Source organism: Phnomibacter sp. (assembly GCF_036803085.1).
In the GTDB taxonomy this organism is placed as follows: Bacteria; Bacteroidota; Bacteroidia; order Chitinophagales; family Chitinophagaceae; genus Phnomibacter.
Window position 1 is genome coordinate 519,471 of sequence record NZ_DAIRUZ010000002.1, and the last position, 16,306, is coordinate 535,776.

Consider the following 16,306-nt stretch of genomic DNA (forward strand, 5'->3'; position numbering starts at 1 on the left):
CGTCAGATAGCAGCCAAGAGCTTGTTCCATACCCTTGGAAAAAAACTATGCTGATTGTCACATCCGCTCTTGTGCACGAAGCCAGCGTTCGGGCAAATCGTTGTGACTGGCCACCAGGTAGTCGGCGTAAGTGCATGGAATGAATGTTTTATCGGGCAGTTGCATCCACCAGCGGCCGGTGTTGCGGCTTTGCAAAAACAGGGTTTCTATTTCGGCACACATCAGGTGGTATTCGTTGTAGCCGGTGCGGTCGTCCAACAGCACTTCGTGCTTGTCGCGTTGCATGCCATCAATAAAATACCAAATCATGTGGGCCACCTGCATGGCTGTAAGGCCCATGGGGTCTTTGGCCATAAAACCGAAAATACCTGCTACCCGGTTGGTGCCACTCATGCCGGCATACTGCATGAGTTTGCAAGCTTCTTGTCCGGTAAAACCATTGGGCGATAAAGTAGTAGCCGGCGCAAATGCATGTGCGATAGCGGCAATATCAAATGAGACCAAATGACTGCTGCGGATGGCAGGCTCCACTTCATCCATTTTTTCCTGCACCTTGCCTACTCGGAAGCAATCGAAACGCAACTTATCGATGGTTTCGAGCAACTGCGGATTTACAAAATAGCTTTGAAAGCCAATGAGGTTAAACTGCTTTACGTAGTTAGGTTCGCTGGTGAGCATTTCCAGCAAAAACTTATGTTCCGGAAAAGGACTTTCACTATCCAGGTCTATCAATGCATCTACTGCTGTAGCTTCGAGCAACATTTTTTCTTCGGCAAATGCCTGGTACATGGCCAGCGTAATATCGTGGCTGCCACCAAACAACAATACCCGCTTGCCGGCTTTCAGCAATTCACGAATCACCATTTTCACTGCAGCATAAGTGTCGGCCAGTTGTGCACCGGGCTTTACATTGCCGGCATCTGCAATGCGAATGGCATTGTGCCAGAGGTATAAATTGTAGAGTTGTTTGCGTACCGCATCGGCACTGCGTGGGGTAGCTTTTGAACCTTTTCCCCGCCATTCATCGCAACCGAGCAACACCAAATCTGCTGCATCAAAATCGTTGGCCTCCAGCAGCATGCCGCCAATTTGCCCCGGCTTATAGCCTTCGTCTTCCGAAATTTCAAATGGGTTGGCCAGCTCTATCAGTTCTTGTATTTGATGCAGTAACATGTGGTGCGTTGCTTGTATTACTTTGTCGAAAAAAAAATCGGGGTGAAGATAACAGCCTGCATGTGGCTATGTGCCATGCAGTTTTTTAACAAGGGTTGATAATACATTGCTGCGGTGCAGCAGCTGGTTAAAAATGATACACAAGCAGCGAGTAGCCCCGATTTGCGCTATTTTGCCAACCATGTTTGCGGCACCTGATTCTACTTCATTTTTACAGCGCTGGTTGTGGTACCTCTGTTGCAGCCTGCTGCTGCCACTGGCCGGCATGGCACAGCCCGATTGGCAGCTGCTCACATCGGCCAATGCCATAGCCAGCCATGAGCAAATTACCATCAGCTACACCTTGGTAAATGCATCCGGCACGGGGGTAAAATTTCCTGCCTTTAAAGATTGGGATGTACTCAGCGGCCCCATGACCACTACCAGTACCAACATCTTCAACGGTGTACAATCAACAGCGCAGCAATACAGTTTTCAACTGGCGCCACGGCGTACCGGTAGTTGCACCGTACCCGCTGCCAGCATTGTAGTAAATGGCAAAAGCTACCAAACCAACACACTGGTTATAGAAGTAACCAAAGGTGCTCAGCACAACAACAGTCCTTACCCACCCAACGAGCACGGATTTACGTACGATGCATTTGTGCTCTATAGTAAAGAAAATGCACAGGAAAAAATAAAACGCAACCTGCTGCTGAAAACCAAACTCAGCAAAAACACTTGCTACGAAGGAGAAACAATAGTGGCAGAATACCTGCTGTACTCCAGGGTAAACCTGAGTGCAGAGCTCGACAAACGCCCAGGTTTCGAGGGCTTTTCTTCTATTGATTTACCGGCCGAAGACCCCGGCAGCGAGTTTCAATATGCTACGGAAAATGGAAAGGTATACAAAGTGTATACCCTGCGCCGGGTGCAATTGACAGCACTGCGGTCGGGTGAGCTCAAACTGGCACCCATGAGCATTTCGGGTACTGTTTCATTTTTACGCACCCACAACGGACAACCCATTGCTGCAGACCCCTATGCACAGCAGCGTTCTGCAGAAGAACCATTTTCGGTAGCAGGAAATGTAGAAACCGTGCAGGTGACGCCTCTCCCTGCCAATGGCCGGCCTACTGATGGTGCCATTCCTGTGGGTGAATTTGCATACAGTGTACAAATGCCCAAGCAGCCACTGGCTGCAGGCGATGCGGCCGAGTTAATTGTGGCGGTAAGCGGTCTCGGACAGTGGAGCATGCTACAGGCGCCACAGATTGAATGGCCCAAAGGCATTACCGGTTACGAACCCCGCATGGATGAGCAACTCGATAGTCAACGGGTACCGGTGCAGGGTGTGCGGCGGTACATTTATCGCTTTGCAGCCGATAGCATGGGTGATTATAATATCCGCATCAAAGGCTTTCATTATTTCAATCCATCCGAAGTAGTATACAAGCAAACGGCCGATAGCGATGTGAACCTGCACATTGGCGCAGCGGTGGCTCGTTCCTCTTTTGCCAATGATCCGGTGAATGACCCAAGCAGTTTTAAACTCACCGAATGGTTTACCCGTTTTATGCCTGTAGTGGCATTGAGTGCTGCATTGATACTGGTGATTGTACTCATGCTGTTGGGCAGGGCCAAACGTAAAAAACGATTCGCAGATCAGGTACTCGATCCCATATTTACACAAGGCCTAGATGACCCCATGTATCAGGTAACAACTGCTGCTGGCAACCGGCCATTGGTGGTAGAAAAAAGAGGCGTTGTAAAAAACACAACCTTGCAGCAGGATACTGCTGATATCAAAGCTTTGGCTACACGTATGCTGGCAGAAGTACAGCAAGAAAATACCGGAGACAATGTGGCTGCACAACAATTGTTGCAGTTATGCAACGATGTATTGTATGCTCCTTTCGGGCATCAGCACAGCGTAAATGATTTGCAGCAGGCCTATGCCGAATGGAAGCAGACTAAGGCGTAAACTTATAACCTACACCACGTACACTGTGGAAGTATTGCGGATTGCGGGAGTCTTCTTCGAAGTACTTGCGAATGTTCAACAGAAAATTATCGATGGTGCGGGTGGTAGGAAAAACGTTGTAGCCCCACACTGTTCTTAAAATCGTTTCTCTTGTAACGACCTCGCCACTATGCTCAATGAGCAGTTGCAGCAGCATGGCTTCTTTTTTACTCAGCGCCACGGTTTCACCATTTTTCAGCACGGCTTCCTGTGCTTTAAAATTGATGGTATGCCCGCCAAAACTATACGTACTGGCAGGCGTATGATCGGCCTGCTGACGTTTGTTTTTGAGCAACAGTTTTTCAATACGCAGTAGCAGCTCTTCGAGGGCAAATGGTTTGGTGAGGTAATCGTCGGCACCTTTTTTTAAACCGAGAATGCGATCGTTGGTAGAGTTGCGGGCACTCAGTATGAGCACCGGCGAATCAATCTTTTTAATGCGCATGGTTTCCAATACGCCAATGCCGTCTATTTCGGGCAGCATAATATCGAGCAGCACCAAATCGAAATATTCGCCATCCAGTTTTTCGAGTGCCTGTTGGCCTGTGTACGCCGACACCACATCGTAGCCTTCCAGCCCAAGGTTCATCTTGAGTGTTTCGTGCAATGCTTCTTCATCTTCTACCAACAATATGGAGGCAACTGGTGCAGGAATTTTCATGTCTAAACTGTTGAATCGTCTAAAGGAAAACGGATGGTAAAAATACTACCCTGTGGCACATTGTCGGTTATTTCTACCGTGCCATCGTGCCGCTCGGCAATGCGCTTTACCAGGTACAAACCCAAGCCTGTGCCCTTGGTGTTTCTGGTTTGCTCATTGCCCATGCGGTAAAACTTATCAAATACTTTTTTCTTTTCTTCTGCCGGAATGCCCTTGCCCTGATCGGCTACTCTCAATTTGGCTACCTGATTTTTGAGCTTCAGCGAAACATCAATGGTACTGTTTTTTGGCGCATACTTCATGGCATTATCAATGAGGTTGTTGAGCAACAACCGAATCAAAAACGGATCGCCATACACCCATATTTGCGGTTGCACTGTACACGAAAAATCACGGTCAGGAAAACGCATGTTGTACTGGTCTACAATATCATTCACCAACTGATCGAGGGAAAATCGTTCTTGCTGTGCACTTTGCTGACCACTATCAAAACGGGAGGCCAGCAAAATATTATCGCACAAATCGTTGAGTCGTTCGGTTTCGTTGAGGGTCATTTGCAAGAGCCTGTCCCGTTGTGCATCGTCGAGCTTGCGGCGTTGCATGGTTTCAATGTTGAGGCGGGCAACAGCAATCGGAGTTTTCAATTCATGCGTCACCGCCATCATAAAATTTTGCTGCTGCTGGCCCAATCGTAAATACCTTCTCGTGGCTAAATACACAAACAACGCACCTACCCAAATGAGCAACATAAAAATGATGCCCTCGCCTACATACTGACCATGCTTTCGACGTTGATAATCGAGCACATCTGCTTTACGGGCAGCATAGTTTGCTTCAGCAGGGTTCAGCTCCGATAAACGCAGCAGAGCCATGTCGTTGTTTTGCTGATCGAGGCTTACAAACCACCACACCAAAGCGGCCATAATGTAGGCCAGCAAAAACCAGAAAATGACCGTAACAAAGGCGAGTTTCTTTTTTGCTGATTGCATACACTCAGGTGTTGAAGAAAATGTGGATGCGATTATTCGGCCACGGGCTCAACCCGTATGCCGGCCTGCAGTATATGCGGCAGCGGATCGATGCGCATTTGCTGTTGCAGGGTAAATTCTATACTGCCGGTTTTATTAAATTTTACAGGCCGTGGCAGCAAGAGCACCCGGCGTTCAAAAATATCATCCATACCTACGCCCAGCCATTTGTCGCTGGCGGCCAACGGCAGGTCGAAGGCTTGTGTACGCATGCTATCCTGCGGATTGCGAATGCCCACATTCAACCAGATATTTCTGTAGGGATAACTATTGCTGTGCCGCAGCACTACAAATACTCTGTAATAGCGGGTGGTATCAGTAATATCGAACTTATAGGTTGGCACAAAACTGCGCTGCCATTGGGCACCGGGTATATTGGTCAATCTCTCGTACAACTCCACTTGTTTGCAACTGCACAACAGCAAAGTCGTTACGAGCAAACTCAGCACACTTATCTTCCAGTTGATTCTTCTCTGCATCATGTGGTATTGCCAAATGGCTTACAAAATATTCAATACCTGTTCTTTGGCTTTTTCCAGTTCGTCTTTCATCAGCACTACCGATTTCTGAATTTCAGCATCGTTGGCTTTAGAACCGGTGGTATTTATTTCGCGGCCTATTTCCTGCAAAATAAAACCAAGCTTTTTGCCCTTGGCAGGATCGGGCTCAGCCAAAATGCTGAAGAAATAATCGCAGTGATTGTTGAGGCGCACCAGTTCTTCGCTGATGTCAATTTTTTCGATGTAGTAAATGAGTTCCTGTTCCAGGCGGTTGGCATCTACGTTTTCCTTCCCCACCCATTCTTCGAGTTTACGTTCGAGGGTTTCTTTCAAACGCACTTGTCTTTGTGGTGCCAGTACCGCTATCTCCTGTGCCAGCTGCCCTATGTTTTGAATGCGGGTGCTGATGTCTTGCTGCAATACGGCACCTTCTTCAGCACGGTGTTGCAATACATCGTTTACCGCCAGTTCAATGGTTTGCATCACCATTTGCCAGCTGGCATCATCGAGCACTTCGTTTTGTGGTGTTACCACTTCGGGTAGTTTCAACAGTGCCCCGAGTATTTGTGAGGTATCGAGGTTGAGCTCCTGTGCCAGCCCACTGATATTTTGATAGTAAAAACGGATGAGATCGGGGTTGATACTGACGGGTTTACTGGCACCATTCATTTTGAGGGTAATGGAGCAGTCCACACTGCCGCGTTGCAATTTGCCCGAAATAAAATTGCGGATATCGAACTCAAAAGATTTGAGCAATGGCGGCAGTTTCAGGTTCATGTCGAACTGTTTGCCATTCAGCGATTTTATTTCGACCAGTACATGGTTTTCGCCGGCTGATTTTTCGGCACGGCCAAAGCCTGTCATGGAGTGCAAAGCATTTTCAATCATAGTGCGGTAAAAATAAGGCAAACGGCTGTCGGGCCAGCATGTTGCACAAGAAAACGGCCCACCCCATTGGGCAGGCCGCATCCGTTATGTATCGTACCAATTGTTATTGCTTGGTAAGGGTGTATGTCATTGTGTAGAAGTTCACCTGGATTTTATACGTTCCGCTTGATGGAACTGAAATTGCACCAGGGTCATTGCCACCACCATAGTTATATCCCAATTCACCGTCTTTTGAGCCTTTGCCAAATTGAGGTTGCCATTGAGACACTTGAGAAATAAATTTCACATTAGCGCCGCCAGTTAAAGTTTGAGTGCCTTCGAAAACCCATGGACTTACACGTGTCAGATATTGTGATTTCAATGTAGTATTTGAGTTTACATTATCCCAACCACCTGCTGTAGCATCACCAATAGTATAGATACTGTCAGGCAAAGCTACACTTGAGGACACCTTAAATTTTCCTTTTTGAAAATCAAATACCAGCTTGTACCAACCATCTACCGGAGGTGCAGGGAAATTGTCTCTCAGTTCGCTACCGAAATCGCCACCTTCCCACAAGCCAGCCAAATCACCTTTGGCTACAGAGTACTTGCCCCACTGTCCGTTTTCGGGCAGAATGAGGTATGAAGCACCACCAAAGAGATTGAATACGCCACCAAACGTCGTCTCATCAATTCTGCTTAATTCTTGTGATGGCACAGGAACCGGATTTGACCAGCCACCCTGTGTAGCATCACCTATAATAAACAGTTTACCGCTGGCAGGCAACACCACTTTAGGTGGAATTTTATACGGCGTAACTTTCAGGGTTACTACGTTGCTGTTGTACTGCTCGTTGTTGTTGCGGTACGAAGAAATGACCCGCACATCTACAGAGTATTGCTTATTGAATTCAAAGCCATAGTTCAACAACATGGTGTTGAGGTCTTTGGCAATGAGGCTATAAGAACGAACCGCATTAATCTCAATAGAATTGGCCTTGCTGAAGTTGCGACCTGCAGAGTCGATTTGCAACACATACTTGTAGCTGCTGGAATCGGTAGAGTACAAGGGACTGGTCCAGCTGAACGTTACTGCGGTTTTGTTGCTGTCTGCAGCAGTAGGCGCAATAGTGGTAGCTGAAGCAGACAACACCGTGGCTGTGCCCTTGGCATAGTAAGGCAGGTTATCGGTCTTCTCGCAAGAAGCCAAACCAACCACCAATGCCAGTGCCGCCAGTTGTATTTTTTTGAAAAGTTTCATGATTCAAAATTTTTTGGTTGAACAGGCATTATTGACGGGTGATAGAAAAGCGTCCGGTTTGGAAATCAACTACCAGTTTGTACGTTCCATCAGCTGCTGGCACTTTAATGTCGCCACCACCTCTGCGCAGTTTATCGCCTTCGGCAATGTTTTCATTGTTGTTGCCATCAAAACCATACTTTTCGCCCCAGTCGCCATTTACTGGCAAAAAGAGAATGCTACCACCAGCTGTCAACGGAATAGTGATTTCATATTTGGTGTTGCTGATTTTGGTGAATTCCTGGTTGGCAGGTACCGGGTTGCTCCAACCGCCGGGTGTAGCACCACCTACCAAAAACAGTTTGCCAGATGCTGGCGGAATAACAGCAGGAGGAGGACTGTATGGCTTAGCGGTAAAGGTTACCACGTTGCTCTCCAGTTGTACTGAACTGTTGCGCAGTGAAGAGATAACACGTGCCTGGAATGTATAGCTGCGATCTGGAGCCAGGTTCATAAAGTTGGCGCCGCTCAACAACACGTTGAGATCATACACTGTGTATGATTTCGCCAGGTCGTTAGAGATAGCCACCACTCCTTTAGACGCACTGCCGAAATTGGCACCCAGGGTATCAATTTCCAACCGGTAGTTTACATCATGTGAGCTAATACCGGTGGTAAAGCTGTAGTTAGGATTGGTCCAACGGAAGCCGATGGCCAAATCCTGCTCTTTGGTGGGATCGAGCACCGGAGCCGTGTTGCTGAGTGAAAGCACCGGAGCCGTACCGCCTTCAAAAAAGACTTTGGCGTCTTTCTTTTCGCAGCCGGCAAGCGCAAACACAGCGAGAGCTACTCCCATGTATATGTAGTGAATGAGCCGTTTCATAGTTGCAATTTTTGTGGTTTTCTTTTAAGAAATCGTCATCAACCATTTAGGTGTCCGACGGCTTAGTATCCGGTGTTTTGTTTAAGGTTCGGATTGGCAGAAATATCGATGGAAGGAATGGGGTACAAATTGTACTTCGCATCAACAGCAGTACCGTTTCTTACACCCCCTTTCCAAGCCCACAAATACGTGTTCGTGGTAAACTGTCCAAAGCGGATCAGGTCGGTACGACGATGACATTCCCACATCAGTTCACGACCTCTTTCATCAATCAGGTAAGGCAGGGTGAGCTCTACAGATGCTGCAGCGGCAGGATCGTTGGGGCGAGCCCTGCGAGCCAATGCCTGCAGGTAACCAACAGCTGTGGAAGTAGAACCACCAGTACCACCACGAAGTACGGCTTCAGCATAAATCAGATAGATTTCTGCCAGGCGGAAAACCGGAAAATCGATATCGGCAAATGTGCCACCAGCATCCATGTTGGGTGCTGCAGCGCCGGTCTTGGTTTTGTTGGTAAACTTGGTGCTGCTGTAGCCTTTTCTGGCATCGCCCAGCAATACATCCATGGTTTTGGTTTGGCCTGTTGTCCAAAACTGACCGCGAATGTCTTGAGCGTTGAACTTATCTACAAACTGCTCGGTAATGCGGATACAATCCCAGGTACCATTGCTACCACTTACGCTACCCGGTACACCTGCAGGGCCATGCACCAGGAAGGTAGTGCCGCTGTAAGATTGTGTATTGGTACCGTCGTAGCGAATGGTCCAGATGAACTCATTGGTGAGTGTATGGTTGTCGGCCAGCATCAGCTCATTGTAATTGCTGTGCAAAGTGTAACCAGCACCAATTACTCTGTTGGCATAAGTGATGGCTTCTGTATACTTGGCAGCGCCGGTATATACTTGAGCGTTGAGATACAAACGAGCCAGCAATGACCAGGCAGCAGCTTTATCAGCACGGCCTGCAGGTGCAGCTTTGGGTTCATTCAAATCGGCTTCAACAGCTTTCAGCTCATTTTCGATGTAGGTAAACAGTTCTGCACGGGTAATTTGCTTGGGCAATACACCACTACCGATCTGGTAGTTTTCATCGGTAAATGGAACGTTACCAAAGTTGTCGAGCAGTATCCAGTAAGCATAAGCTCTTACAAAACGGGCTTCTGCACGGAACTTGCGGATTTCAGCAGCATCTGCGCCACCAATACCACGGTCAGACAGTTTTGCATCAGAAGCTTCTTTGATGAAGTTGTTGCACAGAGTAACAATGAAGAAGCTACGGTAATACAAACCGGCAACTACCTGAGTGCTGGGCGACCATTCCATTTGGTGAATGCCAATGGGGTCGGTATTGCCACTGTAGGTCCAGCCAGCTTCGTCGGTAGACAAGCACTGCAGGTACCAGAGAACACGCAAGAAGCCGGTGTTACCTTCATCACTTACAATTTCGCCGGGAATGTCTCTGGAAGGGCTGCCCGTAACCGCCATGCTGGCGTATACTTTAGCCATGGCTTGCTTATAACCGGCAGCCGTAGCAAACACCTTTTCGTTGGTGATGTCATTGGTAGGTGTGAGGTCAAGCTTCTTTTGACAGGCCTGCATCATACCCAAAACAGCCACCAGTAAGATCCATATTTTATTATTGATTTTCATAACAATAGTATTTCGGTGGTTGAATTAAAAATCAAGGTTTACAGAAAGCGAGAAAATGCGTGGGCGTGGGTACAGGTTGTTGTCGATACCACCACCGTGTTCAGGATCGGTGCCCTTGTACTTCGTAACTGTAAACACGTTTTGTACAGCCGCATTTACACGCAGAGAAGTGCCATTCTTCATCACTTTACCAAAGTTGTACCCTACAAACAGGTTGTCCATTCTCAGGAATGAAGCATTCTGTACGTAGTAATCACTCATCATGGCGATGTCGTTGCCACCTCTGAATGCTGTTGTCGTATAGTTGGTAGAAGCGTTGCCCAGTACATAGTTGCCCAATACCTGATTGAGGCGACCACGGTTGGCAAACGTACCGTTGAATACGTAGTTGCCCAGGCTGGCACGCAGTACTGTTCCGGCAGTCCACTTCTTCCAGTTTACATTGGTACTGAAACCAAACAACCAGCTGGCTACGGCACTGTGGCGCAGGTAGCGGTCGTTATCGTTGATGATGCCATCTCTGTTTCTGTCTTCAAACAGCCCTTCAATGGGGTTGCCCCAGCTGTCATAAATCTGCTGATAGAGATAGAAAGTATTACGAGAATAACCTACAGAATGCATTTGCACAAAACCGTTAACACCTTCTGAACCACCAGTAGGTAAGCCTTTGTAAGTAGGATCATCAGGTACGACAGTCAGGTTCAAAATCTTGTTTTCATTGTAGGTAGCGTTCATGTTTACATCCCAGCTGAAATCTTTCTTCTTAATGATGGTGCTGCTGAGGGTCATTTCTACACCACGGTTTTCGAGGCTACCAATGTTAGCCAGTACAAACGGGCTAAAGTTGGTACCGGTGGCTTGAGGAACACTGTTCAGCAGGTCGCGGCTTTCACGCTTGTAGAAATCAACACTACCAGTAATACGGCCATCAAAAAATCCGAAGTCCAAAGCGGCGTTGTAGCTCACCAGTTCTTCCCACTTCAGGCCACCGTTGTAGCCAAAGGGTCCGTAGGTAAGTACATATTCATTACCCAACTGATAAGCAGAGCTAAGACCACCCAAGCCATAACGGGCCTGATAATCGTAGTTGCCGATACCATCCTGCTGGCCAGTTTTACCATAACCAACACGCACTTTCAAATCGCTAACCACTTTGCTGTTCTTCAGGAAGGCTTCGTTGGCAATGCTCCAGGCCACACCCACAGATGGGAACCAGCCCCAACGGTTTTCTTTAGCGAAACGGCTTGAACCATCACGACGCAAAGTAGCGGTGAGGAAGTAGCGGCTATCATAGTTGTACAGCAAACGACCCCAGTAAGACATGAGGGTGTTTTCGGGAATATCATACGCAAAGTTGGGAGGCGTAGAACCTACAATGGTATCCTTGTTGGCATTCAAACCACGGTAGAAGAAGTTCTTCGTCCAGAAATTGTTGTAAGAATAACCAGCGGTGAAATCAACACGGCTCTTAATAGATTTGAAATCTTTTGCATAGTTCAGATAGAAGTCTGCAATAGTGTTTCTGCGGATTTGCTGGTTTTGAGAGAAGCTACCTTTTTGGCGATACTGACTGGCAGCACTATCAGGCACTAAATAAGTGCCGGTGTTTTTAGCTACGTCGAAACCCAGGTTTACGTTGGCACGCAGTTCGGGCAGAAAATGAAACTTATAATCCAACTGCAGGTTACCAATAGCACGACGGGGCTTTTGATTGTCGAATGTTTGATACAGCATACCCAGTGGGTTGCGGCCGGCATTCAATTCTGGCAATCCGTCTACACCAACCCATTCCTGATAGCCGCCAAAGCGCTTACTGTTGCTGTATACAGGTTGTGTAGGATCGTAGTTGGCTGCAGAACCAATGGCACCTTCGTTGGCAAAACGAGTTTGCTGCATAGAGCCCTTCAGGTTCAAATCAACCTTCAGGTGATTGTCGAAGAAAGATGGGTTGAGGGCCAAAGCTGCAGAAGTACGCTGCAGGTGGTCGGTTTTGAGCAAACCGGTTTGATCGAGATAACCTACAGAAAAACGGTAGGGCAAACCCACAATACCACCGCTCATGCTGATGTTGTTGTCGGTACCAAAACCAGTTTGGTAAATCACATCCTGCCAATCGGTGCTGGCAGTACCTACCTGACGTTTTTGGGTAGCATTACCCTGCATCGCTACAATAGCTCTTACCTGATCGGCATTGAGCAAATCGAGTTTTTTGGTAATGGTAGAAATAGAATTGACTGAACTGAAATTCACTTTCAGCTTGCCGCCCTTACCTTTTTTGGTGGTAATGATGATAACACCGTTGTTGGCACGAGAGCCGTAGATAGCCGCTGCAGATGCATCTTTCAACACGGTATAGCTTTCAATGTCGTTGGCATTGATAAAGCTCAGCGGATTGGCAGCACCGGCTACGCCGTTGTTGTCCAGCGGCACACCGTCAATTACAATCAACGGGTCGTTGCTGGCAATGAGCGAAGAACCACCACGAATGCGGATGGTAGAACCAGCACCGGGACGACCACCGTTGGACGTGATTTGTACACCCGCCACCTTACCGGCAATCATTTGCTCGGGGGTAGTAATGTTACCTTTCTGGAAGTCTTTTGAAGAAACAGTAGACACGGCACCGGTCAGGTCTTTTTTACGTGCCGAACCATAACCAATCACCACCACTTCGTTCAATGCAGTTTTAACATTTTCCAGTGTCACAGTCATGGCTTCTTTAGTAGCAGGCATTTCTTTTGATAAATAGCCTACATACGTAAATACAAGGGTTGCTCCTGGCGTAGTGCGGAGCGAAAAGTTACCGTTACCATCGGTAGCGGTACCATTGGCAGTACCCTTTACAGCTACAGAAACCCCAATGAGCGGCGAACCGTCTTTAGAGTCACTCACTTTTCCGGATACCAAAATGGTTTCCTGGGCTGCAGCGGCAAAGCCGATGAGCAGCAATACAGGAATGACCATTCCTTTCAGCAGTCGTCGTAAGGTCATACAATTCAGTTTTACAAGTTGAGATATATGTTGAGTAGAATTCAACCTAATGGAAGGCCAAGGCAAAAGGGCAATCGTTTTCATGGCGTGGCTGGCAAATCGTTGTAATCAAGACACCCAGGTGTTGCAATATGCTGCAACTAAGTGTGTATTTTTTACATGGTAAATGTCCGTATTTTTCATTCACCCTTTTTATGACTTAAATCAGTTATAGCAGTGCGTCAGGTTACGCAGCCGTTCGGCTGCAATTGTGTTTTGTTATTGTCTTATGAGGTTGCCGGTTATGCGCAGTGTTTTACCCGCAGCTACCTGTAGCGTAGCACCTTGCTGCACGGTCAGGCTTACATCCAGCACACTCTCACCACCTGCCGTTGGATTGACAGTGATGGTAGAACCTGCCGGCAACACCGATGGTGGAATATTGCCTCCCTGCCAGTTGGCCGGGTTGCTCCAGTTGCCATTGCCTGTAAATGTGAATTGTGTAACCACCGCCGTTACATCCTTATCAGTAAAAATGATAAAGGCACCTGCCGGCAAATTGAAGGTTTGTGATTCAGCCCCTGCATTAATGGTTATTCCGGAAGCAGACAGCCCCGCATTTACGGCTGTAAAAGTTTCGAAGGCCTGCAGGTTGTGGGCATACACATACCAGGTACCGGTAGTTGGAAACTGAACAATGCCCGACTGAGCCTGCACATCAAAATTGCCCATTACTACCAGCTTCAGGGCATTGCTTTTTATACGCTGCCATTTAAATGCCCCGTTCAGGCTAAAGTCCACATCGTTGGTTACAAACGTGGGCAGGTAAGACGGGTATTTGGTACGCAGCGAAATGATTTTTCCAAACATATCCCGCTGGGTACGCCTAAAGGTGTTGGCGTTGTAATTAATGGGCGAAGCAGGAGCAAGTGGGTTGGGCATGGCCCATGCCGGCGGCTTGGGTGAGGTTCGGCAGTCGCCAATGGTAAAGTTTTCGCACATGTTGATGCTGCTGTCATAAGAGAGTTCTCCAAACTGCCACATCATTTTTGGCCCTGGCGTGGTAAATAAAAATGCCGCTACTGACTGCATTCTGCGGGCATACACCGACAGCGATTTGGTATTATGGCTCGGTCCAGAGTTGCCAAATCGCACATTTTTAAATGCCAGTCTTTCTTCATCGTGGCTTTCGGCATAGGCCATCAGGTGTGGGGTATTGTTGCCACCAAAGCTGCTCCAGCGGGTGGTATGAAACGCCCGATCAAAATTGGAACTGCTACCGGTGTAGCCCATGCTGGCTTCATTGTATTGGTCGGTCATTTTGCCCCACAACAGCATACCCATATTGGCCAGCGTAGCTTCTTCCTGATCTACACCTAAGTGTTCCAAAATCATGTACGCATTGGGCGAAATGGCCTGAGACTGGTTATAGATGCGCTGCCAAATGTTTACCCGGCTTTGGTCGTAAGCACTCCAGGTGCCTACGTTACAGTTGCCGCCGTTATTGTCGCAGGTTTGGGTTTGGGTAAAGCCTTTACTTAAATCCCACCGGAAGCCATCAAGCTTAAACTTGGTGAGCCAGTGGCGCATCACGTCTTCTACAAACTTGATAGTAGCAGGCGCTTCATGGTTCATATCATAGCCCACATTAAAGCCATGTTTTGGCACAGGGTTAAACCATGGACTGTTGTTTGCAGGGCGGTTATTGGCAGCATCCCAATACATCTGCACCATGGGGCTTTGGCCAAACTGGTGGTTTAGCACCATGTCCAAAATCACCGCAATACCTCTGCCATGGCAGCTATCAATAAATTCTTTCAGGGTGTTTTCGGGGCCATAAATCTTATCGGCAGCAAACATGAACATGGGGTTGTAGCCCCAGCTGTTATTGCCTTCAAACTCGGTAAATGGCATGAGGTGAATAGCATTAACCCCAAGGCGGCTAATGTATGCCAGCGTATCCCGCAGGGTGTTCCAACTGCTGTTGGCCACAAAGTCGCGGAGCAGCAACTCATACACTACCAGATTTCGCTTATCTGGCTTTTGAAAGTTGGTGGTGGCACTGCTCCAGTTGTAGCTGGCTTTGCCCGGCTCCAACACACTTACAATACCCGATGCCTTACCCGTTGGATAGGCTTTCAGATTGGGATAGCGGTTGGTATATGGTGCCTGATTGATAAAAGGATCGTTCCAGGGGTCGAGCACTTTTTCGGTCATGTAATCGGCCACCCGAAGGTTGTTGTCAATCACATACTGGTAGGCGTATTCATTACCCGGCGTCAATCCGTTGATTGTTACCCAATAACGCAAGCCATCAGGGGTACGTTTCATTTGGTGCTGCAGGGTTTGCGTCCAGTTATTAAAGTCGCCCACTACTGCCGCACTTGTTTTATTAGGCGCATAGAGTACCAGTGTTACACTGGTTTGATCGTTGGAATAATTAGCACCATCTTGCATGCCTGCGGGCAGTGCTTCTACCTCAGTAGCTGGAGCTACGAAAAATGAAATACTATCAACAACAGGAGCACCGCCGTTGTCGGCTTCTACTTTTATTACCTGCTGGCCGGCAGTAGTTATAGTAGGCGTAGCAGTAATAGTGGTAACGCCGCTTTGCGATGCTATTTGTAAGCCGTTGTACAACAACCGCATATTGGCCGCTTGGCTGGCAGCCGCCGATACAGCAATGCTTTCACCCAAATTTTTATTGATAGACTCTGTGCTGGGAATGAATGTAGGAGCCTTAAAGGGATTGGTAATGGTTGTTTGCAAACCACTGCCGTACACCTGAATGTACATGTCGCTTCCATCAGCATTGCGCTGCACCTGAGTGCCGGCACCATTTCTGAAAAGGATGGAAATTTTTTGGATTTGCTCACCGGCAGGTACGCCGTAAAAGTTGCGGATGTCTGTAATGGTAAACTGCCAGCGGTTGTTGCCCAGTGAGGTAGCCTGCAGGCTGGGGTTAGGCTGGTTGAAGTTTTGATTAAACTTCATGTAGCGCCACGATGTAGGCGAAGTACTGAGATTGGTGATAACGCCGGTGTGCACATACACATCCGATGCGGTGGCATTCAGCAGGCCTTTGTTGCCAAAGTTGGCATCCATGGTTACGGTGATGGTAGCAGATTCGCCGGGAAACTGGTTGGACAACGACAGTAGTTGCGCACCAGACACCAGACCGAGGGTCATAAACAATACTACCAGGGATAGTATTCTTCTGATTTTCATCATAACAGGCTTCCTTTTTAGGAGGTATAATCGTTGTTAGGCACCAGCTGCAATCGTTTGCGAGTTGGGATTACAAAAATGTGTATTTTTTACACAAAAGCA

At 47.8% G+C, this 16,306-nt stretch carries 11 protein-coding genes; 1 reads left to right on the forward strand and 10 read right to left on the reverse strand.

The window, feature by feature from the left end:
* Positions 1 to 57: 57 nt before the first annotated feature.
* A complete protein-coding gene (locus V7Q13_RS06010; protein ID WP_333799774.1) occupies positions 58 to 1,173 on the reverse strand; it encodes an arginase family protein in 1,116 nt (371 codons plus the stop codon).
* Positions 1,174 to 1,306: 133 nt separating this feature from the next.
* Here V7Q13_RS06010 and V7Q13_RS06015 point away from each other — a divergent pair, with 133 nt between their 5' ends.
* A complete protein-coding gene (locus V7Q13_RS06015; RefSeq protein ID WP_333799775.1) occupies positions 1,307 to 3,136 on the forward strand; it encodes a BatD family protein in 1,830 nt (609 codons plus the stop codon).
* Here the strand turns inward: V7Q13_RS06015 and V7Q13_RS06020 are convergent.
* The 9 genes from V7Q13_RS06020 to V7Q13_RS06060 form a co-directional block, all read right to left on the reverse strand.
* Positions 3,126 to 3,836 (reverse strand): response regulator transcription factor, encoded by a 711-nt coding sequence (locus V7Q13_RS06020; RefSeq protein WP_333799776.1) that lies wholly within the window; start codon positions 3,834 to 3,836, stop codon positions 3,126 to 3,128. The two genes, V7Q13_RS06015 and V7Q13_RS06020, sit on opposite strands and share 11 nt — an antisense overlap.
* A 2-nt stretch (positions 3,837 to 3,838) precedes the next feature.
* Complete coding sequence (locus V7Q13_RS06025) at positions 3,839 to 4,825, reverse strand: sensor histidine kinase (protein WP_333799777.1); 987 nt, start codon at positions 4,823 to 4,825, stop codon at positions 3,839 to 3,841.
* Between the two features lie 32 nt (positions 4,826 to 4,857).
* Positions 4,858 to 5,346: a gliding motility lipoprotein GldH gene (locus V7Q13_RS06030; protein WP_333799778.1), complete on the reverse strand. Its 489-nt coding sequence runs from the start codon at positions 5,344 to 5,346 to the stop codon at positions 4,858 to 4,860.
* Between the two features lie 18 nt (positions 5,347 to 5,364).
* Positions 5,365 to 6,252, reverse strand: coding sequence for a YicC/YloC family endoribonuclease (locus tag V7Q13_RS06035; RefSeq protein WP_333799779.1), 888 nt, complete (start codon positions 6,250 to 6,252; stop codon positions 5,365 to 5,367).
* A 103-nt stretch (positions 6,253 to 6,355) separates the two neighbouring features.
* The gene (locus V7Q13_RS06040) at positions 6,356 to 7,495 is read right to left on the reverse strand and encodes a SusE domain-containing protein (protein WP_333799780.1); all 1,140 of its coding nucleotides are present in this window, start codon (positions 7,493 to 7,495) and stop codon (positions 6,356 to 6,358) included.
* Between the two features lie 28 nt (positions 7,496 to 7,523).
* Positions 7,524 to 8,357, reverse strand: coding sequence for a SusE domain-containing protein (locus V7Q13_RS06045; RefSeq protein ID WP_333799781.1), 834 nt, complete (start codon positions 8,355 to 8,357; stop codon positions 7,524 to 7,526).
* A gap of 62 nt (positions 8,358 to 8,419) precedes the next feature.
* Complete coding sequence (locus tag V7Q13_RS06050; RefSeq protein ID WP_333799782.1) at positions 8,420 to 10,006, reverse strand: RagB/SusD family nutrient uptake outer membrane protein; 1,587 nt, start codon at positions 10,004 to 10,006, stop codon at positions 8,420 to 8,422.
* Between the two features lie 24 nt (positions 10,007 to 10,030).
* Positions 10,031 to 12,997, reverse strand: a complete 2,967-nt coding sequence (locus tag V7Q13_RS06055; protein ID WP_333799783.1) for a SusC/RagA family TonB-linked outer membrane protein — start codon at positions 12,995 to 12,997, stop codon at positions 10,031 to 10,033.
* A 258-nt stretch (positions 12,998 to 13,255) separates the two neighbouring features.
* The gene (locus tag V7Q13_RS06060; protein WP_333799784.1) at positions 13,256 to 16,207 is read right to left on the reverse strand and encodes an alpha-amylase family glycosyl hydrolase; all 2,952 of its coding nucleotides are present in this window, start codon (positions 16,205 to 16,207) and stop codon (positions 13,256 to 13,258) included.
* Positions 16,208 to 16,306 lie beyond the last annotated feature (99 nt).